Source organism: Rhizobium sullae (assembly GCF_900169785.1).
Taxonomy (GTDB): Bacteria; Pseudomonadota; Alphaproteobacteria; order Rhizobiales; family Rhizobiaceae; genus Rhizobium; species Rhizobium sullae.
The window spans coordinates 26,008-52,336 of the sequence record NZ_FWER01000007.1 but is presented as its reverse complement, the minus strand read 5'-3'; the positions used below and the strand labels follow the sequence as shown (position 1 = coordinate 52,336).

The 26,329-nt window shown below is 59.7% G+C and carries 23 protein-coding genes and 1 pseudogene; 3 read left to right on the top strand and 21 right to left on the bottom strand.

Features of this window, described 5'->3' with window-relative positions:
• Positions 1-7: 7 nt before the first annotated feature.
• The 4 genes from BN1800_RS08165 to eno form a co-directional block, all read right to left on the bottom strand.
• Positions 8-1,384, bottom strand: a complete 1,377-nt coding sequence (locus BN1800_RS08165; protein ID WP_086996353.1) for a pyruvate dehydrogenase complex E1 component subunit beta — start codon at positions 1,382-1,384, stop codon at positions 8-10.
• Positions 1,385-1,399: 15 nt separating this feature from the next.
• On the bottom strand, positions 1,400-2,446 hold the full coding sequence (gene pdhA, locus BN1800_RS08160; RefSeq protein ID WP_086996350.1) for a pyruvate dehydrogenase (acetyl-transferring) E1 component subunit alpha: 1,047 nt from the start codon (positions 2,444-2,446) through the stop codon (positions 1,400-1,402).
• Between the two features lie 146 nt (positions 2,447-2,592).
• On the bottom strand, positions 2,593-2,913 hold the full coding sequence (locus BN1800_RS08155; RefSeq protein ID WP_027509422.1) for an FtsB family cell division protein: 321 nt from the start codon (positions 2,911-2,913) through the stop codon (positions 2,593-2,595).
• Positions 2,914-3,055: 142 nt separating this feature from the next.
• Entirely contained in the window at positions 3,056-4,330 is a 1,275-nt protein-coding gene (gene eno, locus BN1800_RS08150; RefSeq protein WP_086996347.1) for a phosphopyruvate hydratase, read from the bottom strand.
• A 445-nt stretch (positions 4,331-4,775) separates the two neighbouring features.
• Between eno and BN1800_RS08145 the strand changes: the two genes are divergently transcribed.
• Entirely contained in the window at positions 4,776-6,620 is a 1,845-nt protein-coding gene (locus BN1800_RS08145) for a methyl-accepting chemotaxis protein (protein WP_086996344.1), read from the top strand.
• A gap of 21 nt (positions 6,621-6,641) precedes the next feature.
• Here the strand turns inward: BN1800_RS08145 and kdsA are convergent, their stop codons facing one another.
• Complete coding sequence (kdsA, locus tag BN1800_RS08140) at positions 6,642-7,487, bottom strand: 3-deoxy-8-phosphooctulonate synthase (RefSeq protein WP_086996342.1); 846 nt, start codon at positions 7,485-7,487, stop codon at positions 6,642-6,644.
• Positions 7,484-8,362 (bottom strand): VOC family protein, encoded by an 879-nt coding sequence (locus tag BN1800_RS08135; protein WP_086996339.1) that lies wholly within the window; start codon positions 8,360-8,362, stop codon positions 7,484-7,486. Before BN1800_RS08135 ends, kdsA begins: the two co-directional genes overlap by 4 nt.
• A gap of 206 nt (positions 8,363-8,568) precedes the next feature.
• Here BN1800_RS08135 and lexA point away from each other — a divergent pair, with 206 nt between their 5' ends.
• Positions 8,569-9,285 carry a transcriptional repressor LexA gene (lexA, locus tag BN1800_RS08130; protein ID WP_027509417.1) on the top strand — a complete coding sequence of 239 codons (717 nt, stop codon included), beginning with the start codon at positions 8,569-8,571 and terminating at the stop codon, positions 9,283-9,285.
• 21 nt (positions 9,286-9,306) lie between these two features.
• On the opposite strand, the pseudogene BN1800_RS42270 reads toward lexA, so the two are convergent.
• Positions 9,307-9,817, bottom strand: a pseudogene (locus tag BN1800_RS42270) (hypothetical protein); the annotation flags it as partial.
• Positions 9,818-10,140: 323 nt separating this feature from the next.
• On the opposite strand from BN1800_RS42270, the gene gltA reads away from it, so the two are divergent.
• Complete coding sequence (gltA, locus tag BN1800_RS08120) at positions 10,141-11,430, top strand: citrate synthase (RefSeq protein ID WP_027509415.1); 1,290 nt, start codon at positions 10,141-10,143, stop codon at positions 11,428-11,430.
• Positions 11,431-11,645: 215 nt separating this feature from the next.
• On the opposite strand, the gene BN1800_RS08115 is transcribed toward gltA, so the two are convergent.
• The 14 genes from BN1800_RS08115 to rpsB form a co-directional block, all read right to left on the bottom strand.
• Positions 11,646-12,890, bottom strand: a complete 1,245-nt coding sequence (locus BN1800_RS08115; protein WP_244564469.1) for an MFS transporter — start codon at positions 12,888-12,890, stop codon at positions 11,646-11,648.
• Positions 12,891-13,162: 272 nt separating this feature from the next.
• Positions 13,163-14,338: a lipid-A-disaccharide synthase gene (gene lpxB, locus BN1800_RS08110; protein ID WP_086996331.1), complete on the bottom strand. Its 1,176-nt coding sequence runs from the start codon at positions 14,336-14,338 to the stop codon at positions 13,163-13,165.
• Positions 14,323-15,204, bottom strand: a complete 882-nt coding sequence (locus BN1800_RS08105) for an LpxI family protein (RefSeq protein ID WP_086996329.1) — start codon at positions 15,202-15,204, stop codon at positions 14,323-14,325. Before BN1800_RS08105 ends, lpxB begins: the two co-directional genes overlap by 16 nt.
• A 2-nt stretch (positions 15,205-15,206) precedes the next feature.
• Positions 15,207-16,025 carry an acyl-ACP--UDP-N-acetylglucosamine O-acyltransferase gene (lpxA, locus tag BN1800_RS08100; protein ID WP_027509411.1) on the bottom strand — a complete coding sequence of 273 codons (819 nt, stop codon included), beginning with the start codon at positions 16,023-16,025 and terminating at the stop codon, positions 15,207-15,209.
• The gene (gene fabZ / locus BN1800_RS08095) at positions 16,022-16,489 is read right to left on the bottom strand and encodes a 3-hydroxyacyl-ACP dehydratase FabZ (protein WP_027509410.1); all 468 of its coding nucleotides are present in this window, start codon (positions 16,487-16,489) and stop codon (positions 16,022-16,024) included. The genes lpxA and fabZ overlap by 4 nt, the downstream gene beginning before the upstream one ends.
• Entirely contained in the window at positions 16,486-17,547 is a 1,062-nt protein-coding gene (gene lpxD / locus BN1800_RS08090) for a UDP-3-O-(3-hydroxymyristoyl)glucosamine N-acyltransferase (protein WP_086996326.1), read from the bottom strand. Before lpxD ends, fabZ begins: the two co-directional genes overlap by 4 nt.
• Positions 17,548-17,585: 38 nt before the next feature.
• Complete coding sequence (bamA, locus tag BN1800_RS08085; RefSeq protein ID WP_086996487.1) at positions 17,586-19,928, bottom strand: outer membrane protein assembly factor BamA; 2,343 nt, start codon at positions 19,926-19,928, stop codon at positions 17,586-17,588.
• A 194-nt stretch (positions 19,929-20,122) separates the two neighbouring features.
• Positions 20,123-21,256, bottom strand: coding sequence for an RIP metalloprotease RseP (gene rseP / locus BN1800_RS08080; RefSeq protein WP_086996322.1), 1,134 nt, complete (start codon positions 21,254-21,256; stop codon positions 20,123-20,125).
• Between the two features lie 28 nt (positions 21,257-21,284).
• Entirely contained in the window at positions 21,285-22,121 is an 837-nt protein-coding gene (locus BN1800_RS08075) for a phosphatidate cytidylyltransferase (RefSeq protein WP_027509406.1), read from the bottom strand.
• A 3-nt stretch (positions 22,122-22,124) separates the two neighbouring features.
• Complete coding sequence (locus BN1800_RS08070) at positions 22,125-22,868, bottom strand: isoprenyl transferase (protein WP_027509405.1); 744 nt, start codon at positions 22,866-22,868, stop codon at positions 22,125-22,127.
• Positions 22,869-22,903: 35 nt separating this feature from the next.
• The gene (frr, locus tag BN1800_RS08065) at positions 22,904-23,464 is read right to left on the bottom strand and encodes a ribosome recycling factor (protein ID WP_027509404.1); all 561 of its coding nucleotides are present in this window, start codon (positions 23,462-23,464) and stop codon (positions 22,904-22,906) included.
• Between the two features lie 54 nt (positions 23,465-23,518).
• The gene (pyrH, locus tag BN1800_RS08060) at positions 23,519-24,241 is read right to left on the bottom strand and encodes a UMP kinase (protein ID WP_027509403.1); all 723 of its coding nucleotides are present in this window, start codon (positions 24,239-24,241) and stop codon (positions 23,519-23,521) included.
• A gap of 95 nt (positions 24,242-24,336) precedes the next feature.
• Entirely contained in the window at positions 24,337-25,263 is a 927-nt protein-coding gene (tsf, locus tag BN1800_RS08055; RefSeq protein ID WP_086996319.1) for a translation elongation factor Ts, read from the bottom strand.
• Positions 25,264-25,504: 241 nt separating this feature from the next.
• Positions 25,505-26,269 carry a 30S ribosomal protein S2 gene (gene rpsB / locus BN1800_RS08050; RefSeq protein ID WP_027509401.1) on the bottom strand — a complete coding sequence of 255 codons (765 nt, stop codon included), beginning with the start codon at positions 26,267-26,269 and terminating at the stop codon, positions 25,505-25,507.
• Between the last annotated feature and the right edge of the window lie 60 nt (positions 26,270-26,329).

Below are 26,329 nucleotides of genomic sequence, written 5' to 3'. Positions count from 1 at the left end.
CCTCCCCTTATTTGTAGCAGACAGTCTTCACCGCATCGACGACTTCGCCGACGTTCGGCAGAGCCAGCTTCTCAAGATTGGCGGCATAGGGCATCGGAACGTCCTTGCCGGCAATCGTCAGGATCGGCGCGTCGAGATAATCGAAGGCCTGCTGCATGACGCGGGTTGCGATTTCGGTGCCGACGGAGGACTGCGGATAGCCTTCCTCGACGGTGACCAGGCGGCCGGTCTTCTTGACCGATTCGACGACGGCCGGCAGGTCCATCGGACGGATGGTGCGCAGGTCTATCAGCTCGACGTCGATGCCGAGCTTTTCGAGTTCGGCGGCAGCCTTCGTGGCATAGGTCATGCCGATACCCCACGAAACAACGGTCGCATCCTTGCCCGGACGGTGGATACGGGCCTTACCGATCGGCAGGACGAAGTTATCGAGCTTCGGCACGTCGAAGTGCTGGCCGTAGAGAATTTCGTTTTCGAGGAAGATCACCGGGTTCGGGTCGCGGATGGCGGCCTTGAGCAGGCCCTTGGCGTCGGATGCCGTATAGGGCATGACGACCTTGAGGCCCGGGATCTGGCTGTACCAGGCAGCATAGTCCTGGCTGTGCTGGGCGGCCACGCGGGCAGCCGCGCCGTTCGGGCCGCGGAAAACCATCGGAGCACCCATCTGGCCGCCGGACATGTAGAGCGTCTTGGCGGCGGAGTTGATGATCTGGTCGATCGCCTGCATGGCGAAGTTGAAGGTCATGAACTCGACGATCGGCCGCAGGCCTGCCATCGCAGCGCCGACGCCGACGCCGGCAAAGCCGTGCTCGGTGATCGGGGTATCGACCACGCGGAGCGGGCCGAATTCCTGCAGAAGCCCCTGGGTCACCTTGTAAGCGCCCTGGTATTCGGCGACTTCCTCACCCATGACGAAGACGCTCTCGTCGGCGCGCATTTCCTCGGCCATGGCGTCGCGGAGCGCTTCGCGGACGGTCATCGACACCATTTCGGTGCCGGCCGGGATTTCCGGATCATTCGGTACGAAAGCCTTAGGTTCAGCCGGAACGGGCGCAGCGGCAGGCTTTTCTTCTGCCTGTTGGACAGGAGCAGCCGGCGCGGGCTGTGCGGCAGGCGCAGCGGACATGTCGGATTCCGACTCGCCGTCCTGCAGTAGCACCGCGATCTTGGCATTCACCTTGACGTTCTCGGTGCCGGCTGGGACCAGCAGCTTGCCGATCGTGCCTTCGTCGACGGCTTCGACTTCCATGGTCGCCTTGTCGGTTTCGATTTCGGCAATCACGTCACCGGAAGTGACCTTGTCGCCTTCCTTCTTGAGCCATTTGGACAGCGTGCCTTCTTCCATCGTCGGAGAAAGGGCGGGCATGAGGATATCAATAGGCATGGGTTCCCTCCCCGATTAGAGCAGAATGTCGGTATAGAGCTCGGATACATCCGGCTCCGGATCGGCCTGGGCGAAATCGGCGCTGTCAGCAACGATATCGCGCACGTCCTTGTCGATGGACTTCAGATCGTCTTCCGACGCCCAGCCCTTCTCGATGAGGCGCAGGCGCACCTGCTCGATCGGATCGGATTCGGAGCGCATCTTCTGCACTTCGTCCTTCGAACGATACTTCGCCGGGTCGGACATCGAATGGCCGCGATAGCGATAGGTCAGCATTTCGAGGATCATCGGACCCTTGCCGGAACGGCAGTATTCAATCGCCTCGTCGGCAGCAGCCTTGACGGCGCGCACGTCCATGCCGTCCACCTGGATGCCCGGAATGCCGAAGGACGCGCCGCGCTTGGAGAAGTCGGCCTGCGCGGTAGCGCGGGCGGTCGAAGTGCCCATGGCGTAACGGTTGTTCTCGATTACGTAGATGACGGGCAGCTTCCAGAGCTGCGCCATGTTGAAGCTTTCGTAGACCTGACCCTGGTTGGCCGCGCCGTCGCCGAAATAGGCGACGCTGACATTGTCGTTGCCGCGATACTTGTTGGCAAATGCCAGGCCGGTGCCGAGCGAAACCTGGGCGCCGACGATGCCGTGGCCGCCGTAGAAATGCTTTTCCTTGGAGAACATGTGCATGGAGCCGCCCTTCCCCTTGGAATAGCCGCCCCTGCGCCCTGTCAGTTCCGCCATCACGCCGCGGGCGTTCATGCCGGTCGCCAGCATATGGCCATGATCGCGGTAGCCAGTGATCACCTGGTCGCCTTCCTTGAGGGCGAACTGCATGCCGACGACGACCGCTTCCTGGCCGATATAAAGGTGACAGAAACCGCCTATGAAGCCCATGCCGTAAAGCTGGCCTGCCTTTTCCTCGAAACGGCGGATGAGCAGCATTTCGCGATAGGCCTTGAGCTCGGTATCGCGATCGAAATCGGCGATAGCCCCGCCATTCGATTGCTTGCTGTGAGGTTTTGCGCTGGTCTTGCGGCTGGAAACGGTCGCGGTCTTTCGCGGCGCCATTCAACCCTCCCTATGGGTTTGTCGTTTCTTGGGTGGCGCGTACCATAGGGAAGAAATTTGGCCACAGCAATGCCATAAATGCATGGCACGTATTCTGCTTTAAGCCATTGATAAACCAATAGAATTGCAGATTAACCTATTTCCGGTTAATTTGCATAAGAATTGAATATGACGATTTCGTCGCCCCGCGACATGTTCAGTTGATAGCGGGCTTTTTCGTCCAGCATGTCCTTGTCGAGCGAACCATCGCTCAACAGCGCGACCTGCTGTTCCAGATGTTCGCGTTTCACTTTCAAGACCGCAAGCTCGCGCTCGCGCGCAATCCGGCGCTTCTCAAAGCCTTCCGTGGCCCGAAGACCATAGTCGCCGTGAATGCAGTGATAACCGAAATAGGAGAGAAAAGCGACCGTCATGGCCGGAATGACGAACCGCCCAATCTTTCTCTTCTTATGATGTTTTGTCCACATACGCACACATGCTCTGAAACGCATTACCGATTGCAGCGAGCTTACGCCTGAGAGATTAACCGTCCGTTGACTATGAATTTCGCGCAATAAAAAACCCGCGCCGGTGAAGCGCGGGTTTCAAACAACTGATTCTTAAAGACTATCAGCCGCGGATGATCGAGCGGCCGGCGTAGCGGGCCTGCGGGCCGAGACCCTCTTCGATGCGGATCAGCTGGTTGTACTTTGCCAGACGGTCCGAGCGCGACAGCGAGCCCGTCTTGATCTGACCGCAATTGGTGGCGACCGCCAGATCGGCGATCGTGGAGTCTTCCGTTTCGCCGGAGCGGTGCGACATGACGGCGGTGTAGGCTGCCTTGTGCGCGGTGTTGACGGCGTCGAGCGTTTCCGTCAGCGAGCCGATCTGGTTGACCTTCACGAGGATCGAGTTGGCGACGCCCATGCGGATGCCGTCGCGCAGGCGCTCCGAGTTGGTGACGAAAAGGTCGTCGCCGACCAGCTGCACTTTCTTGCCGGCGAGGTCCGTCAGAGCCTTCCAGCCGTCCCAATCGTCTTCAGCCATGCCGTCTTCGATCGAGATGATCGGGTACTTGCCGGCGAGATCGGCGAGATATTCGGCCATGGCGCCCGATTCCAGCGTGCGGCCCTCTCCTTCGAGAACGTACTTGCCGTCCTTGAAGAATTCCGTCGAGGCGCAGTCGAGACCGAGGCAGATGTCGTCACCCGGCTTGTAGCCGGCTTTCTCGATCGACTTCATGATGAAGTCGAGCGCTTCCGGCGCGCTCTTCAGGCCCGGCGCGAAACCGCCCTCGTCGCCAACATTGGTGTTATGACCTTGGGCCGACAGTTCCTTCTTGAGGACGTGGAAGACTTCCGAGCCCACGCGAACCGCTTCGCGGATCGAATCGGCGCCAACCGGCAGGATCATGAACTCTTGGAAGTCGATCGGGTTGTCGGCATGCGCGCCGCCGTTGATGATGTTCATCATCGGAACCGGCAGGAGATGGGCACTCGCACCGCCGACATAGCGGTAGAGCGGCAAGCCGGATGCCTGGGCGGCCGCCTTGGCAACGGCGAGCGACACGCCGAGGATGGCATTGGCGCCGAGGCGCGACTTGTTCGGTGTGCCGTCCAGTTCGATCATGATGTTGTCGATCTGGATCTGGTTCTCGGCATCGATGCCGCCGATCGCGTCGAAGATTTCCGTGTTGGCAGCCTCGACGGCCTTTTCGACACCCTTGCCAAGATAGCGCTTGCCGCCATCGCGAACTTCGACGGCCTCATGCGCACCGGTCGAGGCGCCTGACGGCACGGCCGCACGGCCCATGCTGCCATCTTCGAGATAGACATCGACTTCAACGGTCGGATTGCCTCGGCTGTCGAGAATCTCGCGGGCGATAATGTCGGTAATTGCGGTCATGATCTCTTCCTGCTCGGTGGGTGATAAATCGTTCGAAGCTGTTTAATCGAAGGCACGCAAATTACAATGCCACACCGACGACACACACGGCTGGCACGGGCCTATAGCGCGAATATGTCAGGCTTTTGAAGAGACCGCTTGCCACGTCATCAATCCGCTGCCAGCGAGCTCGTTCCGGCACTTCGAAACCTCAGGTTTTGAAAACAACCTCCATCACTTTCGATCTGGTTGTAAATTTATCGGTCAGTAACCAATCAATATTATAATTAATACTCACTGAGGAAATACTGCCCCGCTCTCCGGCAAGTAGTATTGCATGATGCACTTCCTCGTGCGGTCCAAACCCGCCTGATTATGCGGACCTTCACGATTTCAGGTTCCCACGGAAATTCCAAATAATTTCAACGAACAGCATCTGTTCGCTATTCAATTCATGGGGCGCAGGATGAAACTCAATATTGCACGCAGTCTTGCAATCTTCGCGGTGGTCGTCACGGCTGGATTGATCGCTTCGATCGGCATACAGAATTACGCCTTCAACAAGCTGCGGGTGAACGGCGAGATGTACAGGCAGATCATCTACGGCAAGGACCTCGTCGCCGATATTCTGCCGCCGCCCCTCTACCTCGTCGAATCCTACATGCTTGCGCTCGAAGCGGTGCAGCGCCCCGACGTTGCGAAGAAAAACATCGACCGCATCGAAAACATCCTGAAACCCGCTTATGAGGATCGCCGCAAATATTGGCTGACGACGGCGCTCAGCGCTGACCTCAAGCAAAAGCTCCTGCACGATGTGCTCGCCAAAGGCGACGTGTTTTGGAAGGTGATGTTGGAGGAACTCGCGCCGGCCATTCTCAAGAATGACTCCGCAGTCATCCCGGCGTCCTTCGAAAAACTTGCGACGAATTTCCATATTCATGAAAGCGCCGTCAACGAGCTCGTCGATATGGCGAATGCCTTCCTGGCGGATGCCGAAAAGGAAGCCGCAGAACAGACACGCATCCTCTCGACCATCACGCTTGCAGCTGCCGCAGTCTCGCTTTGCTTGCTTCTCGGCGGCCTGTACGTCTTCCGACGCCGCGCCATCGTGCCGCTCTCGGCGATGCGCGACTATATGGCGATCCTTGCCGGCGGCGACTATTCGAAGGAAGTGCCCTTCAGCCGCCGCGGCGATGAGATCGGTGAGATGGCGCGCGCCGTTACCGTCTTCCGCGAAGCCGCCGAAGAGCGGAACAATATCCGCGAGCGCCAGGATGCCGAACGTCAGGCCCAAACGCAGCGTGATGCGGCGCTTGCCGCCACCAAGGCAGGTGAGGAAGCCGTCCGCGAGCGCGTCATCGCGAGCCTGAGCCGCGGCCTGGAACGCCTTTCCGGCGGCGACCTCACCGTCCAGCTAAGTGAGCCCTTCGAAGCGGCTTATGAAAATTTGCGCGAACAGTTCAATTCGAGCATCCACACGCTTTCCGGCGCGATGACGGAAATCGCGGCCGTCACGAATACGGTTCGGACCGGTTCCGGCGAAATCGCGTCGAGCACGGACGACCTGGCCCGGCGCACCGAGCATCAGGCCGCTTCGCTGGAGCAAGCAGCCTCGGCGCTCGACCAGATCACGGTCACCGTCAAGAACTCGTCGGAACGAGCCAATGAAGCGAACGCGATGATGATGGCGACCAAGGAAAGTGCCAGCTATTCGGCAACCGTCGTGCATGAGGCGGTCGCTGCGATGGAGAAGATCGAGGCATCATCTGTGCAGATCGGCGAGATCATCAACGTCATCGATGAAATCGCCTTCCAGACCAACCTCCTCGCGCTCAATGCCGGCGTGGAAGCCGCCCGCGCCGGTGAAGCCGGAAAGGGTTTTGCAGTCGTTGCGCAGGAAGTGCGCGACCTTGCCGGCCGCTCTGCCAATCTAGCGAAGGAAATCAAGCAGTTGATCGAGACGTCTTCCAATCAGGTGTCAGCCGGCGTTGCACTGGTCAACCGCACCGGTGAGGCGCTCAGCAATATCGATCAGCAGGTTTTCAGGGTCACGGCGCTGATCGAGGCGATCGTGCGTTCCTCTTCCGAACAAACGACCGCTCTCCTGGAAGTCAACGCCGCCGTCAACACAATGGACAGCGTCACGCAGAAGAACGCGGCGATGGTTGAGCAGACGAGTGCAGCTTGCCGCGAACTTGGTGAAGAGGCGATACACCTCAATCACCTGCTGTCCCGTTTCCGTCTCGACGACCTGACGGCCCCTACCGCAACGCGGTCGCACTCAAGCCAAAGGATGGCGCTTGCAGGCTGACGGCAGGCACCTCATGTCCGTTCAAGCCGCCTTGGCGATCGCGTCGAAGGCCAGCAGCTTTTCGAGCAGCCGGGGCATGTCCTTCAGATGGACCATGTTCGGGCCGTCGGACGGTGCGTGATCGGGATCCTCATGCGTCTCGATGAAGACGCCTGCCACGCCGACGGCGACGGCTGCGCGTGCCAGCGTCTCGACGAACTCCCTCTGCCCGCCGGTCGAGCCGCCCTGCCCGCCGGGTTGCTGCACCGAATGGGTGGCATCGAAAACGACGGGGGCGCCCATGGCCGCCATGATCGGCAACGAGCGCATGTCCGAGACCAGCGTGTTATAGCCGAAGGAGGCCCCGCGCTCGCAAAGCATGATGTTCGGATTGCCGGTGGCATTCAGCTTGCCGAGGACGTTCTTCATATCCCAGGGTGCCAGGAACTGGCCCTTCTTCACATTGATCGCCCGGCCCGTCTTGGCGGCGGCAACGAGGAGGTCCGTCTGGCGGCTGAGGAAGGCCGGGATCTGCAGGATGTCGACGACCGGCGCGACGGCAGCGCACTGCTCTTCCGTATGAATGTCCGTCAGCACCGGAAAACCGAATTCCTTCTTGAGGTCGGCAAAGACTTCTAGCGCCTTTTCAAGGCCGATGCCGCGCTGAGCGGACAGCGAGGTCCGGTTCGCCTTGTCGAAGGACGACTTGTAAACCAGGCCGATGCCGAGCATTTTGCACAGCTCGCTCAAAACGCCGGCCACCATGAACGCATGCTCGCGGCTCTCCATCTGGCAGGGCCCGGCAATCAGTGACACCCTGCCGCTGTTGGAAAAGACGACGCGGCCGGCACCTTCGCCGACTGCGACTTCGGAATTCGTATTGCTCATTGGGTCTCCTCGAAGGCGAAGATCGCACCCTGGCCGGGCGCCGGCTTCACCAGGACTCTGTTGTTCTTGCGTGTATAGGTCATCCCGTTATCAGCCAAAAGCGCTTCTGTCACGGCAAGATCGGTGGAGCGGAATACGATAGCGCTGCCTCTCAGCCCCTTATCTGCGGTTAACGGCAGCGAATCGAAATAAGCCTCCATCCCTTCCGGCGACAGCAGGCTAATCCTGGTATTCGCTGACGCGATCGCCACGCCGAACGGCGTCCGCTCGATTCCCGTCGTAGACACGGCCAACTGAAGAAACGAGCCGAAAGCTTCAGGCTCTGGCGCGCTTAGCACGATCTCCGAGATACCGGTCGCGCCATTCGCATGCTTTTCCAGCGCGCTGCGATCGGCCGGAAAGGCGTTGATACGCTGGCAGGCGAAGAGGAAGAAATCCGGCACCCGAAGATCGGCGGCAAAGGCAAGCTTGAAAGTCCCCGTCGATTGCGACCCGTCCGGCATCTTGATCAGGCGCGAAAACTCCAGCATGCCGCCGCCGCTCTTTCTCGCCCGCACGAAGTGCGCATGATCGGCGTCCGCGTCTTCCGTGGCGAACACGGCCGCAGAGAATCCGTCATTGCCGCAGCGGAAGCGAAAGGCTTGGTCGCGTGCCACAAAGACGTTTCCGTGCCGCACTGCCTCTTCACATTCCTTCGCGCTCGCAACGCCAAGCGGCTCGAGATAGGTCTTGTCGGAGAAGAAAACGCAGGCATTCACCGTGCCGAAAGGATGACGGCCCTCAGCGGCAACCGTGAACCCCAATCGTCCCAGCCGCTCCCGCGCGAGATCGATGTTGGTGACAGGCAGAACAAGATGATCCAGCGGATGCGGCATGGCGTCACGTCTCCGTTTCCTGTGCCGAAAGATGTGTGCCGGGTATCTCGGCATTGCAAGCCGGGCGCCCTATCCGGCAAACAAAAAGTTTCGAAAACGAACACAGTTGAGGGGAAATTTTACGAAAATTTAGGTACTTGCGGAACACATATGGAACATATAGTGTCTGTTCTGGCTTTGTTTCACGAAACTGGGGTTAAACTTCGATGCTGACGCGCAAACAACAGGAGCTTCTCCTCTTCATACATGAGCGCATGAAAGAATCCGGCGTGCCGCCGTCCTTTGACGAAATGAAGGATGCGCTGGATCTCGCGTCCAAATCCGGTATCCATCGGCTGATCACCGCACTGGAAGAGCGCGGTTTCATTCGCCGCCTACCGAATCGGGCTCGCGCGCTTGAGGTGATCCGGCTTCCGGAAGCCTATAGCCCGAGCATTCAGCCCCGCCGCGGCTTTTCGCCGAGCGTCATCGAGGGCAGCCTCGGCAAGCTGCAGCCTACGGCCGTCCCGCCGAAGCCGGCGAACGAAGGAAATAACAGCTCCGTTTCGGTTCCCGTCATGGGCCGGATCGCGGCAGGCGTTCCAATCTCGGCGATCCAGAACAACACACACGACATCAACGTTCCAGCCGACATGCTCGGCTCCGGCGAGCACTACGCGCTCGAGGTCAAGGGCGATTCGATGATCGAGGCTGGTATCTTCGACGGCGACACGGTCATCATCCGCAACAGCAGTACCGCAAACCCCGGCGATATCGTCGTGGCCCTGGTCGACGACGAGGAAGCGACGCTGAAACGGTTCCGTCGCAAGGGTGCTTCGATTGCGCTCGAGGCCGCAAACCCTGCCTACGAAACCCGCATCTTCGGACCAGATCGCGTCAAGGTTCAGGGCAAACTCGTCGGCCTCATCCGCCGTTATCACTGACCGGCGGCGCATCGCCGGCAAAGTACCGCTGCGCCAATCATAGGCGCGGTGGCGGCTCCAGGGACGATCGAGTTTCTCGAAGGCGGTTGTGATTTGTGCTGCTCCGCTTCCAAAGCGCAATTCAATAGCGCCGGCTTTCCGAAAGGTTTCGCCCGTGAAGGGCATCGCGCCGGATCGGCAGAGCGCAGCCTGACCGGCGCAACGACGATGTCCGCGGTATGGCAAGCAGGACCAAGACAGGACGCATTGTCAAGCACCGTCAGCACGGGCGACCAAAAGCGTCGAGACTGACACGATCGTGGTGCCAATATGCCGGAGCTTCGTGCGCAGCGGAGTAAGCAGCGGGAAGCCGGTGACTGCTACCGGAAGTACCAGCCCGGCAGCCTGCCACGCCGATGTCGCCACCCATGAGGATACCGTCCTTGCGGTCGCGATCCAGATCGAGCCCGAAACCGACCACCCTCCATTGCAGCGCGTCGAGCCCGAAGGGCATCAGTAGCATGGCAATTAAACCCGCAGGCATGATGCGGAAATGCGCAGCGTGCTCGTTTTCAACTCCGGCCTGCACCCAGCCCGGCGGCACCTCTTAATACAACCCCGAATGCAGCCAACGGGCGTTTCAGCAACAATAATCGATTGAAAAAAGCCAAAAAAATTGGATTGCCAAAAGCCGAATTAAATCATTGGCTTCCGTTATGCGCCTCCGGCATCGCAGGAGTGTCTAAAAGTTGATACTGCGATGCACAAAATGGCGCCACGGTAACTTGGCATTGGCGCCGTGATCATATAGCTATCGGAGAGGACGCTTAACCCTATGGCGCTTTTATGGCGCCGCCGCCAGTTTGGAGGATCAGCATGACGGATCAAAGCGCAACAATCAAAGTCGGCGACAAAACCGCCAATCTTTCCGTGAAAAGCGGAACGATCGGTCCGGATGTCATCGACATTGGTGCACTGTACAAAAACACCGGTTCCTTCACCTACGATCCTGGTTTCACCTCGACCGCTTCCTGTGAATCGAAGATCACATACATCGACGGCGATGAAGGCGTTCTGCTGCATCGCGGCTACCCGATCGAACAGCTTGCCGAGCACGGCGACTTCCTGGAAGTCTGCTATCTGCTGCTTTACGGTGAACTGCCGACGGCCGCGCAGAAGAAGGACTTTGACTTCCGCGTCACGCATCACACCATGGTGCACGAGCAAATGTCGCGCTTCTTCACCGGCTTCCGCCGCGACGCGCATCCGATGGCCGTCATGTGCGGCTGCGTCGGCGCTCTGTCTGCCTTCTACCACGACTCGACGGACATCACCGATCCACATCAGCGCATGGTTGCAAGCCTGCGCATGATCGCCAAGATGCCGACGATCGCGGCCATGGCCTACAAGTACTATATCGGCCAGCCCTTCGTTTACCCGAAGAACGATCTCGACTACGCCTCGAACTTTTTGCGCATGTGCTTCGCGGTTCCTTGCGAAGAATATGTCGTGAACCCGGTCCTTTCACGCGCCATGGACCGTATCTTCATCCTGCATGCCGACCACGAGCAGAACGCATCGACCTCGACGGTCCGTCTCGCCGGCTCCTCGGGCGCCAATCCGTTCGCCTGCATCGCAGCCGGCATTGCGTGCCTCTGGGGTCCGGCTCATGGCGGTGCAAACGAGGCGGCCCTCAACATGCTTTCGGAAATCGGCACGGTCGACCGCATTCCGGAATATATCGCCCGCGCCAAGGACAAGAACGATCCGTTCCGCCTGATGGGCTTCGGTCACCGCGTCTATAAGAACTACGATCCGCGCGCCAAGATCATGCAGAAGACGACGCATGAGGTTCTCGCCGAACTCGGTCACAGGGACGACCCGCTTCTCGAAGTCGCGATGGAACTGGAACGCATCGCGCTGACCGACGAATACTTCATCGAAAAGAAGCTCTATCCGAACATCGACTTCTATTCCGGCATCACGCTGAAGGCACTCGGCTTCCCCACGACGATGTTCACCGTACTCTTCGCGCTGGCACGCACCGTCGGCTGGATCGCCCAGTGGAACGAGATGATCGAAGATCCGCAGCAGCGCATCGGCCGTCCGCGCCAGCTCTATGTCGGCGAGCCGCAGCGCGACTACGTTCCGGTTTCGAAGCGTTAGGCCGCTTCCTCCCGAAACAAAACCCGGTCAGGGATCCAGTTCTTGACCAGAGTGCGGAATATCAACAGCCGCAAAAGCCGGTCGAGAACGCCGGCTTTTGCGGCTATTTTTTTGTTCAGAATTCCCCTGAGTTTTCAGGTGATCTGACTTTGTCGCGAGCCTTAAGGATCCTTGCAGCAACCCCATTTCTGCGATGGGTGGAAAGCGCCAGCCGGCTAGGGAACCCGCTTGGACGCGCGCCGATCGATAAAAGCCGCGAAAAGTGCCGCCAGTAACGCGAGCGATGCCGACATTAGCAACATGCCGAGCAGCGCATGGACCGCGCCTGGTTCCTTGAGAAACAGACCGGCGATGGAGGCTATGAGCGCTCCGCCGGCGATTGACATCGCGGCGGCCAACCCTGCGGCAGTGCCCGCGAGATCGGCACGGACGGACATCACGCCCAAGTTCGCAGCGGGCATCGTCAACCCATTGCCGATGCCGATAAACATACAAGGTCCGAAGAACGCCAGAACGTGGGTGATGCCCGACATCGACAGGCTCAGGCCGACCAGCAGCCCCATGCAAGTCAAGAGACGTGCAACAACAATGGTGGCGTTTCGTGGGTTTCGGGACCCGTAGCGGCCAGCCAAATAGCTGCCCAGGATGAAGCCAGCCGGAACCATTCCCATGTAGAATCCCAGCTTCGCGCTTGATCCGTCAATGGCCAACGGCGCGCCTCCCAGGAAGATATAAAGCGTCCCCATGGAGCAGGCCATGCACAGGGTGTAGGCCCAGAAACCGGCCGCGCCCAAGAGATGCATATATGAAGCAAGGTAGTTCCTCGTCGATTTCGCCGAGGGTGTGGCGGTTTCTCTCAACTCCCGCATGGACGGGGCCAGGATCGCCGCACCGAACATCGCAAGAACGGCGAAGATCGCCCGCCATCCGAACAGTTCGTCCAACACCCCGCCAAACGTAGGGCCGAGCATGGGCGCAATTGCCCATCCCATGGCGGCGTAACCAATTCTGCTTGCGGCCTCGCGTTCGCCCGATGTTTCCTTGATAACGACGAGAACGACGGAAAAGCAGGCAGAGATAGACGCTTGCATCGCTCGAAACAGAAGGAAAACGCCAATATTGGGCGCAAGGGCACAGCCAACGGACGCGACGACGAAGATGGAAATTGCCATCAATGCAACGGGCCTGCGTCCATAGCGATCCGACATTGCGCCTGCGATGAGGTTCGTCAGGGCGCTGACAATCGCATAACCGGCAACCGAAAGGTTGACGAGCGTGAAATCAGCTTGGAACGTGGCGGCAATGTTCGGAAGCGACGGCAAGATCATATTCACCGGCAACGCCGAAAGTGCCGTAAGTAGGATAAGAATTGTGCGCCGGGGCGTAGCCGCAGCCGAAGTCACGACCGGGTTTCCGGCGCTCTGTTTGCTGGGAACCTGAATGGGATTGTCGCTCATCATTGTTTGTCCATCTTGCCAGTGGGGATTATGGAAATCTGACGAGGCGCGGCCCCAATTTCGGGCATAAAAAAAGGCCCCGTCAGGAGCCTGCTTACCGCGCATGGGTGCTTTCGCCGGGTGGTTATACCATCCTGCCCATGCGCTCCATCACCACTACGAGAACCATTGTGATATTCATTCCATCGTAGCTAGACGCAAAGTTGCATGTCGTCAATGACTGCTCTGCTACATGTCTGTGAGCGGCCGATGCCACAATGCAGTTGGGCACCCGGTCAGAAATGGCCGTTTTTTTTCTTGTTCAGAAGGTCGAGAACGACGTCAGCCGCCCGTTCCCCCGGCGGCTTTTCCGTCTGCATGCGTTGCCAGACAAAGTCGAAACCTTCAATCATTGCGCGCCGCTGGAGTGTGTCGCTGGAAAGCCTCTCCATCCAGCGTGCCAGGCTGGCGCCGCGAACGACCTCGTTGATATATTCCGGCACGACGGCGTAGTCAGCGATCAGATTCGGGATTGCGCCAGTCCACGTTTTGATACGCCGCGTCATCATCGTGATGATCCAGTCTGTCTTGTAGACCGAGACTGTCGGCACGCCTGTAAGTGCAAGCTCAAGGATGACGGTCCCTGACGCAGCCATTGCCGCATCAGCCTCCGCGAAAGCCTGCCATTTCTGTTCATTACCAGTCAGGATCTCAGGTTTCGTTTCCCAGTCCTTCACAATGTCGCGAACCATCGATTCTCTGCGGCTGACCGTCGGCATCAGGAAACGCACGTCGCCGTTGCGCGCCACCAGTTCATTCACGGCCTCGCGAAAATAGGGAAGCAGCTTCGTGATTTCCGACGAGCGCGATCCGGGCAGCAGCATGATCGTCTTCCGGCCTTCGGCGTCAGTCTGGAGCTTTTCTGCCCGGCGACGCCGAGCGCCAATTAAATCCGCATCCGCCGTCAGCCGGTGGCCGACGTAGGTCGTTAGCGGTCCGCCAAGTTGCTCCATAACTGCGGGCTCGAACGGCAGAACGGCCAGCACATGGTCGACGTAACCCAGCATCTGCTGCGCACGATATTCCTTCCACGCCCATACGCTGGGACAGACATAATTGACGACCGGTAGCTCCGGCAGGGCTTCGCGGACACGTCTGGCAACGCGATGGGTGAAATCCGGGCTGTCGATGATGACCAGGATATCGGGCTTTGCCGCAATGATCGCGGCCGCCGTCTGCCTGATGCGGGCGACAAGCTTCGGCAATTTTCCGAGCACCTGGGTGATGCCCATGATCGAAAGCTCGGAGAAATCGAAGAGCGATTTCAGCCCCTGCGCCTCCAGCGCATCGCCGCCGACGCCGACCAGTTCGACCCCGGCATGTCTGCGCTTCAGTGCCGTCACGAGATCGGCGCCGAGAAGATCACCGGAAACCTCGCCTGCCACGATCGCGATCTTCATGAGAGCCCCCATGACGGCAGGCCGCGATCGAGGCCGCAGACGAAAAGTCCGGCCTCGTCGGCGGCCGTGATCACTGCTTTGCGGTCGAGTATGAGCGCACGCCCCGCCTCGACGGCAATGCCCGCCAAGCCCGCCGCCTTGACATTCATCACCGTGGAGACGCCGATCGACGGCAGGTCGGCGCGGACATCCTGCTGCGGCTTGCAGAGCTTGACCAGCACGCCGCGCCGGCGCGGCGATATCCGCCCGGCGGCACGCAGCGATGCGACGCGCTCAAGCATGCCGTCCGTCCCTTCCACACCTTCGAGCGCCACGATGCGTCCGCCGACAGAGACTGCGCCCTGCCCGACGTCGAGCGCGCCAAGCGCTTCGGCGGCGGCTGCCGCCTTCAGAATATCGGTCTTGTCGTCATTTCTCGGCTGCATGGCGCCGATCGGTCCGACAGCCGCCAGCAGGTCAGGGGCGATTTCCTGCGCGCCGATGACGCGGCGGCCGTCATCCTCAATGAGCTTGATGACCATCTGCAACACCGTATCGTCGCCGCCCGAGAGCAGCGTGCGCACTACGCCCGGCATCTTTGCGATCGTCCGCCAGGTCGGCCGTACTTCCCGCCATTCGGGGCGCCTGCGAACGCCGCCCGACATGACGACGCGGGTGATGTTGTTGCGCTTGAAAAGTCCGTAGAGCGCCGCGAAATCGCCAACGCCGATGACCGCGTGGTCGTAGCCCTCCCATGACCGGTCGAGCTCGCCCTTCAGCGAAATCACGAATGGCTCCTCGCCGGCCGCCCGCGCCGCCTCTGCGACATAGGACGGAAGAAGGCCGTTTCCCGCAATGATCGCCAGACGGCCTTTGTCGGTATCACTGGCGGGAGACAAGGTCAGCCTTTCTGCCCTCGCGTCGGCGATGACAGCGCTCGATCGCTTTCCGCGGCAATGAAATCGAGGATCTGCATCACCGGCTCGCAATCGGCATATTCGTCGCGGATGGCTGCGGCGTTGTCGCGGATCGATCCCGATCCCTCGAAAATCGCCTTGTAGGCGCGCCGCACCTTATGAATGACAGCGCGATCGATCCCTGCTCGTGTCATGCCGACGACGTTGAGGCCGCCGAGCAAACCCGGGTTTCCGTTGAGCATGCCATAGGGAATAACATCGTAGCTGACGGCCGAAAGGCCCCCGACGAAAGCCTGACGGCCGACGCGGGTGAACTGATGCACCGCCGATCCGCCGCCCAGAATGACCCGGTCCTCGATCGTCACATGCCCGGCAAGCATGACATTGTTGGACATGATGACATGGTTGCCGACACGGCAGTCATGGGCGACGTGCGAATTGGCGAGAAACAGGTTGTTGTCGCCGACGATCGTCTTGCCGCCGGCATCGGCGGTACCGGTGTTCATCGTCACGCCTTCGCGGATGATGCAATTCTCGCCCACCGTCAGCGTCGTCTCCTCACCGCCGTGGTGCACACTCTGAGGATCGCCGCCAATAACCGCCATCGGGAAAATCCGGGAGCCCTTGCCGATCTCGGTCCTGCCGGTCACCACGGCATGTGCCAGCAGTTCGACATTGTCGTGCAGAACAACCTTCTGACCGACATGGCAGAACGGACCAACGGTCACGCCTTCGCCGATGACCGCGCCATCCTCGACAACGGCCATGGCATGAATGCGGGCGCTTGCGGCAATCGTGCTCATGCCTCATCCTTACGAAGGATCATTGCACCGATATCGGCTTCCGCGGCCAATGCGCCGTCGACCTTGGCGTCGCAATGGAACTTCCAGATATTACCGCGCTGCTTCTGCTTCTTGACATGAAATTCAACCCGGTCACCCGGGATGACCGGCTTGCGGAAACGCGCATTGTCGATGGTCATGAAATAGACGAGGTTGCCGCTCGTTCCATCCTTGCGCGCACAGATCGCGCCCGCAGTTTGCGCCATGCCTTCGATCAGCAGAACGCCCGGCATGATGGGCGACTCGGGAAAGTGGCCGGTGAAATGAGGCTCGTTGGCAGTCACGTTCTTGATGCCGATCGCGGAATCGTCGCCATCGATCTCGATGATCCGGTCTACGAGCAAAAACGGATAGCGATGCGGCAGAAGCTTCATGATCTCCATGATGTCCGCCGAAGAGAGCGTCTCTTTGACCCCTTCAGTCATTCTTGGTCTCCCGTTTTATGAGCCCGGGCGCTCGCGCGCGCCATTATCTCTGCCGACTCTCGAAGAAAGTCCTTTAAAGGGCGCGCGGGAATACCGCCATAACGCTCGCCCGCGGGAATGCTGTGGATGACGCCGCTTTTTGCCGCGATCTGTACGCCATCGCCAATCGTAATATGGCCATTAATACCTGTCTGGCCACCGATCTGCACACCGTTTCCGATCACCGCACTGCCGGCAATGCCGACCTGCGAAACAATCGCGCAATGACGTCCGATCCTGACGTTGTGGCCGATCTGCACCTGGTTGTCGATCTTCGTTCCTTCGCCGACAACCGTATCGTCCATCGTGCCGCGATCGATCGTCGTGTTCGCGCCAATCTCGACATTATCCTGGATGATGACGCGGCCGATCTGAACGATCTTGATCATCCCCTGGGGCCCCGGCGCATAGCCGAAGCCGTCCTGGCCGATGCGTACACCGTTGTGCACGATCACGCAGTTGCCGAGCAGCGCGCACACGACGCTGGCGCCGCCAGCGATCGTGCAATTGCGGCCGATCTTGACACCGGGACCGATAAGCGCGCCCGCGCCGATCCTCGTTCCCTGACCGATTTCCGCATTCGCGCCGATGACAGCCAAAGGCTCGACGATCACGCCCGGCTCCAGCCGCGCCGTCGGATCGACAACCGCAGTCGCCGCGATCTCTATCGTCGAAGACATTGTCGCCAGCGGCTGAAGAGCCGCCGGATGGAGATACCCGCCCGCCACCGCAAAAGCCGCATGCGGATTCTTCGACAGGAGAACCGGAATATGGGGAGGTACTGCCGATCTTATCGCAGGCTCACAAAGGACGGCCGACGCCTGACAGGTCTCGAGTTCGCCACGGCTTCTGCGTGAGATGATATAGCAAAGATCGCCAGCCTTTGCGCGGCTGACCGGCGCCACGGAGCGGACGAGTATGTCGCCGCTTTCAAGATTGGCAAGTTCCGCCCCAAGATAATGCGCCAACTCCGAAAGTTTGACGCCGTCTTGGGGCGGAAAGAAATTGTTCTGCTCCACCGGCAAAAGCTCCAGTTTACGATTCTGGACTGCCGATATCAGAATTGGTTGTTGATGCCAAACTTGAAGTACTGGGTCTTGTCGAAATCTTCCTTCGCGACCGGGATCGCGTAATCGACGCGGAGAGCCCCGAACGGCGACTGCCAAACGAGACCAACACCGACGGATGCACGCAGGTCCGCACTATCGCCTTCCAGAGAATCGCCGGCACCGAGTTGGACCTCGTTGCCGAAAAGCGTACCGGCGTCGGCGAACACCGCACCGCGCAGACCAAAGTCACGCGGGAAGCCAGGCATCGGGAAGCTCGCTTCCGCTGACACGGTAAAATACGTCGTGCCGCCGAGTGGGTCGTCGTTGGCGCCGGCAATTCGCGGACCCATACCCTTGTTCTCGAAGCCGCGGATATCGTTGTTCCCAAGCGAAAACTGGTCGAAGACATTCAGCTCGTTGCCGAAACCGACAACATACCCCGCTCCAGCGGCAAGAGATCCAATAATATCGGCGTCATCGGCCAGCAGATGATAGTAACGCGCCTTGCCGTAAATCTTGTAGTACTGCGAGTCGCCGCCCAGACCTGCGATTTCCTGCGTCAGGGTCGCATACACGCCCTCACGCGGGAGGGTCATATCATCGAGTGTGTTGTACGTCAGCGTATTGGAAATGGATGAACGAATCCACGGGCCGTTATTGACCAAGTCCTGATAAGTAGCAGACAAGTCACTCAGATCATTACCGTCGGCATCGTAATCCATCCGCTTGAAGTTGTAACGGAACGTCGTCGCCAGATCTTCGGTGATCGGCGCCGTTGCACGGAGAACGGCGCTATCTTCGGTATAATCGTAGTTGTCGTTGCTCGAGGTTTCGCTGTGATTGAGGTCGAAGCCAGTCGCAAGGCGATAACCGAGGAAATAGGGCTCGGTGAAGCTCAAGCCGTAACTCTGCGAGCCTTCGAGACCGCCACCGGCCGATACACGGATATACTGGCCGCGGCCGAGGAAGTTCTTTTCTTCGACCGAAGCCTCCAGGATCAGACCGTCGCCGCCTGCGGCATAACCGGCGCCGATGCCGAACGAACCCGTCGACTGATCCTGAACATCGACGATGACGACGACGCGGTCAGGCGAGCTGCCCGGTGCGGTCGAGATATTCACCGACGAGAAGAAACCGAGCGCTTCGAGGCGGCGCTTCGCCTTGGTGATCATCTGCTGATTGAAGGCGTCGCCTTCGCTCATGTCGAATTCGCGGCGGATGACGTAGTCGCGCGTGCGGCTGTTGCCGCGGATTTCGATGCGCTCGACGTAGGCGCGGTCGCCCTGGTCGACGAGATACTCGACGCCGATCGTGTTGTTGCCGAGGTCGCGATTGCCGCGGGGCGTCACGCGGGCGAACGGATAGCCTGCCGAGGCAACCTGATCCGAAATGGCTTCCATGGACATCTGGACGTCCTTGGCGCTGTAGACCTCGCCTTCATGCGTCCTCACCAAGCCCTGAAGCTGCTCGCCGGTCACGCCCTCAACCGTCGACTGCACGGTTACGGGACCGAAGTTATAGCGGGGACCTTCCTCGATATTGAAGGTCAGCGTGTACTTGTTCGTCGCTTCGTCAAAAGCAGCGTCCGAAGAGATGATCTTGAAGTCCGCATAGCCGCGGTTGAAATAGAACTGGCGCAGCGCCTCTTCGTCGGCATGCAGGCGATCTTCGCTGTAGACGTCCTTGCGGGTCAGGAACGACAGGAAGTTCGAACGCTTGGTACTGATCACGGCGGCAAGGCGGCTGGCGCTGTAGGCATTGTTGCCCACGAAATTGATCGAGGCGATCTTGGTGCGGTCGCCTTCATCGATGACGAAAGCAAGGTTCACGCGGCCTTCGCCGAGCGGAACGACCTGTGTCGTTACCTGAACTTCGCTGCGGCCCGTTGCTGCATATGCTTCCTTGATCGCCGCGATATCGGCCTGGATCAGCGCATCGTTGTAAGGGCCGGACGGACGCGTCTGGACGACCGATGCCAGCTTGTCGTCCTTGACTTTGCGGTTGCCGTTGAAGACGACCTGATTGACGAGTTGGGCTTCCTCGACGGTGACGACCAGCGTGCTGCCGGAAACCGAAATCTTGACGTCGGAGAAGTAGCCCGTGCCGTAGAGCTGCTTTACCGAGTCATCGATGTCGGTGTTCGAAAAGTTCCTGCCGGGGGCAATGGTGAGATTGGACCGGACCGCCTCGGCGCCGACACGGCTTGCTCCACGCACATCGATACGCTGGATAACCGCTGCTTCCGCAGCCGTCGCAGAAACGATTGTAATTGCACCAGCGCCCGAAGCAACAATACCTGCAGACAGCGCAACCGCCGATACTGCGTTCAAAAATCTTGAACCAGCCTTCATTTCACCCATTACCTTTTTTCTCGCCCCCGTCGCCGGGCGAACCCGATTCCGGCACGTGTGTCGTTTTACCCGCTTTTACCTTACAAGCAAGGCAGCAAGTTAATTTCTGTTTACTTCATTTCGAAGCGTGACCCATTCGCCACTACAGCTTTGAAACATCGTAAATAAACGGTAATTTTCCCTCACCGCGCGTCTTAACCTATCAACGCGCTGATGTCGTTCCAGGTAGCAAAAACCATTAGTGAAAGAACCATAGCCAGACCAATGCGAAATGCAATTTCCTGGGCCGATGCCCCCAAAGGTTTTCCCCTCACAGCTTCAATCGCATAGAACATCAAATGTCCGCCATCAAGTACCGGGACAGGCATCAAATTCAGTAATCCTATCGAAACGGACAATACCGCGGCAAGCTGAAGCAGAGCTGCAACACCAAGCGTCGCCATCTGGCCGGAGGCCTGGGCCACGCGGATCGGCCCGCCGAGCTGATCGGCTTTCATATACCCGGCGAAAAGATTGCCGATATACTTGAAGGTACCGGTGACGATATGCCAGGTCTGAACGGCGCCCTCCTCCAAGGCTGCAAGCGGCGTATAGGTCTGCACGCGGAAATGGCCGACCTCCTGGTTCGTCACAATGCCTATCAGGCCGATCTCCATCTTGTTGCCGAACTGGTCCGTCATGTCGGTGCGCTTCGGCACCATCGGCAAGTCCATCTTCTCGGCGTTCCGCTCGATCGTCACGACGATTCGCTGTTCCGGGCGAATGCTCACATAGCGCCGCACATCGTCGAACGTCTCGACCTTTCCGCCGTCGATTGCGATCAGCAGGTCGCCGGGCAGAATTCCAGCCTCGGCGGCGGCACTCTCCGGCTTCACTTCAGCGACGACCGGATCGGCGACCGAGCGACCGTAGATCGAGAAAAGCACAGCAAAGATAATGATCGCCAGCAGAAAGTTGGCGATGGGACCTGCGGCCACCGTCGCCGCCCGCTTCCAGAGCCTCGCGCCGGCAAACGAGCGCGCCCTGTCTTCTTCCGACATCGATTCGAGCTTGCTCATGTCCGGTTTGCTCGAAGCGTCCTCGTCGCCGAAGAAACGCACATAGCCGCCGAGCGGGATCGCCGCGATCCTCCAGCGCGTCCCGTGCCGGTCGGTGAAGCCCGCAAGCTCCGGTCCGAAGCCGACCGAAAAGGCGAGCACGCGGATCCCGCTCCAGCGGCCGACCAGATAGTGACCCATCTCGTGCACGAAAACGAGCAGCGAGAGGACGAGAATAAACGGAATGATATAGCCCGTCACAAAGCCGAATACACCGGTCATGCCTTCCATAAATCCTTCCGCTGCGCTCAGCGCAATATCAGAGTCCGAACAAGGCGGCGCCCAGCGGCGCCACGCCGTCACCCTTTATCAGGGAAAATAATGTCGCGAGCAAGAAAGCTGCAAAACAAGCGAATATCAACCCGTCGACGCGATCCATCACGCCACCGTGTCCCGGAATGAGATGGCTGGAATCCTTTACTCCGAATCGCCGTTTGATGAAGGACTCAAACAGATCGCCCGCCTGGCTGCAGACGGAGAGAATGAAAGCGACGGCGGCCGCCATCAGCCAGTCCGCCTCGGGAATGAAGATGTAGGCGATGAGACTGCCCGCAATGACAGCGGAGGCCGCGCCGCCCAAAGCGCCCGATTGCGTCTTTCCCGGCGATATTTTCGGCGCGAGCTTCGGTCCGCCGATCGCCCGGCCGACGAAATAGGCAAGAATATCGGTTGCCCAGACCACCGCGAAGACGAAGAGCATGGCATGCAGCCCTGCAGCGTCCCCACCCCGGATTTCGGCGAGCGCGATGCCGGTCAGTCCGGCGTAGACGATGCCTGCGGGGAACCAGCGGCTGGCGCTTTGCGCTGCCACGAAACCGACAGCAATCGCGAAGAAGAAGACGAGCAGGCTCAGCGCGAAATCGAATCGGCCGAGCAGGATCGCAGCCGTGATGGCCGCCTGTCCCACCCAGCCTGCCGCATTGGCGACCGGCTGTTCGCTTTGCAGCCGCGTGATCGTCGACCATTCATAATAGATAAGCAGCGCAATCAGCGCCGAGAGCAAGCGAAAGGCGAAGCCGCCGTACCAGGTCGCGGCGAGCACGACAATTGCCAGGATGATCCCTGAGATAATCCGGAGTTTCAGTTCCTGTTGCATCAATCAGGTGCCCACTGCCGCGGCCTGCGCCGACAGACCGCCGAAGCGGCGGTCGCGGGCCGCGAACTTCTCGAGCGCCGCATAGAGGAGGTCTCGGCCGAAATCCGGCCAATATTCCGGCACGAAGACGAACTCGGAATAGGCGGCCTGCCACAAAAGGAAGTTCGAAAGGCGCTCTTCGCCGCTGGTGCGAATGATAAGATCTGGATCAGGAATGCCAGCCGTATCCAGCCGGGCATTGACGAGCTCGGGTGTGATCTCCTCAGCCCGCAGCCGCCCGGCCTCGACGTCCTCGGCAAGGCTCACCACGGCTCTGGCAATCTCGTCGCGCGAGCCGTAGTTGAAGGCGATGACCAGCGTCAGCGCGGTATTGCCGCGAGTCGTCTCTTCCGCTTCGAGCAGAAGGTTGAGGATATCGCTGCGAAGGCTATGCCGGTCGCCGATGATCCTGATCCGCACATTTTGCGCGTGCAACTCAGCGAGGTCGCGCCGGATGAAGGCCTTGAGCAATCCCATGAGGTCGGAAACCTCCGCCTCCGGGCGGCGCCAGTTTTCCGATGAGAAGGCAAAGAGCGTCAGGTACTTGATGCCGGCATCGCCTGCGGCCCGCACGGTCTCGCGAACGGCTTCCACACCTTTGCGGTGACCCATTGCGCGCGGCAGCCCTCGCTGCTTTGCCCAACGGCCGTTGCCGTCCATGATGATGGCAACATGTTCTGGCATACTCAAGAATACTGGTTCCGACATTTCCCGTCCGGTCTCCAGGGGCGCAGGTGAAAGCCCTAGACCTGCATGATTTCCTTTTCCTTGTCGGCAAGCAAGCGATCGATTTCGGAAATCATCTCATCCGTCATTTTCTGCACACGATCTGATTGCGCCCGGCTTTCGTCCTGGCTTATGACACCGTCCTTTTCGGCTTTCTTAAGGCCGTCCATGCCGTCGCGGCGCACATGGCGGATCGCAACCTTGCTTTTCTCGGCGTAATCATGCGCGACCTTGACCAGCGACTTGCGGCGCTCTTCGTTGAGTTCCGGCAGCGGAATGCGCAGGTTCTGGCCGTCGACGATCGGGTTGAGGCCGAGATTCGACTCGCGGATCGCACGTTCCGTCGCGCTCACCATCGACTTGTCCCAGACGGATACCGAAAGCATGCGCGGCTCCGGCACGGTGATATTGGCAACCTGGTTCAGCGGCAAGCGCGAACCATAGGCTTCGACCGTCACCGGATCGAGAATGTTGGCCGAGGCGCGGCCGGTGCGCAGCGATGCGATATCGTGTTTGAATGCGGAAACCGCGCCGTCCATGCGGCGCTTCAGTTCCTTGATGTCTGTGGCTTCAGTCATGCTCAATACTCCTGTCAGTCGAAGACGCGCAGCCGTCGCGGCGCTGTCTCTCAATCAGTTGTCCGATACGATGGTCTTGAGGCCACCGCCCGTCAAGATTTCAGCAAAACCGCCTTTCTCATGGATCGAGAAGACGATGATCGGAATGGAATTTTCGCGTGCGAGGGCAACGGCGGCAACGTCCATGACGGCAAGGCCCTTGTCGAGCACTTCCTGGTGCGTCAGCCGGTCGAAGCGCGTCGCAAACGGGTCCTTCTTCGGGTCGGCGGAATAGATTCCGTCCACCTGGGTACCCTTGAAGATCGCCTCTGCGCCCATTTCGGCTGCCCGAAGGGCAGCGGCAGAATCGGTCGTAAAGAACGGATTGCCCGTGCCGCCTGCGAAGATGACCACACGGCCCATCGACAGATGGTAGAGCGTCGCGCGCTGCGAGAAGCTCTCGCAGAGCTCCGGCATGGAGATCGCCGAAAGCACGACCGTATCGATGTTCAGCTTGCGCAGCGACGTTGCGAGCGCCAGCGCGTTGATGACGGTACCGAGCATGCCCATGTGGTCGCCCGTCACGCGGTCGCCGCCCTTGGAGGCGACGGCGACGCCACGGAATATATTGCCGCCGCCGACGACGACACCGACTTCGACGCCCATCTGGCGGGCCTCGGCAATATCCGAGGCGATGCGGTCCGCTACCGCAACGTCGATACCGAATCCCTGGCTGCCCATGAGCGCTTCGCCGGAAGCCTTGAGTAGAACGCGTTTATAGACAGGCTCTGACGACATCTTGGCTCCTCGTATATTGGCATGATTGCCGGATACACGAAGGGCACCGCGTTGTCACGCGATGCCCTTCCGTTTTCACATTATATGAAGTTTTATCAGCCCTTGGCGGCGGCCGCGACTTCGGCTGCGAAGTCGGTCTCTTGCTTCTCGACGCCTTCGCCGAGCAGCAGGCGTGCCATGCCGGTGATCTCGATCGGCGCGCCGACGGTCTTTTCAGCGTCCTTGAGTGCGGCGCCGACCGTCAGGTCCGGATTGATGACGAAAGCTTGGGAAACCAGCGCCACTTCTTCGAAGAACTTGCGCATGCGGCCTTCGACCATCTTTTCGATGATGTTGTCCGGCTTGCCGGAGGCGCGCGACTGCTCGATGAAGACGTTGCGTTCGCGTTCGGCGACAGCGGCGTCGACTTCGTCCGGACGGATGGCGAGCGGCGAGGTCGCAGCGATGTGCATGGCAATCTGGCGGCCGATAGCGTTCAACGCTTCCTTGTTGCCGGTCGACTTCAGCGCGACCAGAACGCCGAGCTTGCCGAGGCCGTCGGAAACAGCGTTGTGGATATAGGTCGCAACGACGCCGTCCTCGACTGAGAGGGCAACCGAGCGGCGCAGGTTCATGTTTTCGCCGATGGTCGCAATCGCGTCCTTGATCGTGTCGGCAACGGACTTGCCGGAAGCCGGATAGGTCGCAGCAGCAACGGCATCGACAGAACCGTTCGTCGAAACGGCAACCTTTGCGATGCCGCGGACGAGATCCTGGAAGGCGTCGTTACGGGCAACGAAGTCGGTTTCGGAATTGACTTCGACCACAATAGCCTTGGTGCCTTCGCTGGCAACGCCGACGAGACCTTCGGCAGCGGTGCGGCCCGACTTCTTGTCGGCCTTGGCGATGCCCTTGGCGCGCAGCCAGTCGATCGCCGCTTCCATGTCGCCATTGGTTTCAGCAAGAGCCTTCTTGCAGTCCATCATGCCTGCGCCGGTCTTTTCGCGCAGTTCCTTCACCATTGCAGCCGTAATCTCGGTCATAAGCTTCCTCTTGTCGGTTATACGGTGGTCCGCAAAGTGCTCTGCGCCACCGGATTGAGGCACGAAATGTACCTTTATGTATGACAGCGTGATGAAGACGCGTCATACCAAAACTCGTTGGGCGGACGGGCCTGAACCTGCCGCCTAAAAAGGTCAAGGCCGCCGGAGCTTCGCAAAGTCTCGCGCGGCCTTTCCCAATCCAGTCAAGCTGGACGGACCGGAAGGCCCGTCCGCCTGTTTATCAGGCTTGAGCCTCGTCGAGCGTCGGCTCGATCGGAGCTTCAACCGAAGCGCCGAGGTCACGGCCCGATGCGCTCTGCTGACGGGCGATACCGTCGATAGCGGCGCGGGAGATCAGGTCGCAGTAAAGAGCGATGGCGCGCGAAGCGTCGTCGTTGCCCGGAATCGGGTAATCGATCAGGTCCGGATCGCAGTTCGAATCGATGATTGCGACAACCGGGATGCCGAGGCGCTTGGCTTCGTCGATCGCGATCTTTTCCTTGTTGGTGTCGATGATGACCATCAGGTCCGGGGTGCCGCCCATATCGCGGATACCGCCGAGAGCCTTGTCGAGCTTTTCGCGCTCGCGCTCAAGGTTCAGACGCTCCTTCTTGGTGAAACCCTGGGCTTCGCTGGAAAGGATTTCGTCGAGCTTGCGAAGGCGCTGGATCGAGTTGGAGATCGTCTTCCAGTTGGTCATCATGCCGCCGAGCCAACGCGAGTTGACGTAGTACTGGGCGGAACGCTTGGCGGCGTCGGCGATGAGCTCCGAAGCCTGGCGCTTGGTGCCGACGAAGAGGACGCGGCCGCCACGGGCAACGGTGTCGCTGACAAGCTGCAGGGCGCGCGACAGCATCGGGACGGTCTGAGCCAGGTCGATGATGTGGATGTTGTTACGATCGCCGAAAATGTACGGCTTCATCTTCGGGTTCCAGCGATGTGTCTGGTGGCCGAAGTGAACACCAGCTTCCAGCAGCTGGCGCATAGAAAAATCAGGCAATGCCATGCCTTTGACTCCTTTTCCGGTTGAACCTCCGCAAAGCGAACAGCATCCTCTTCGAAGATG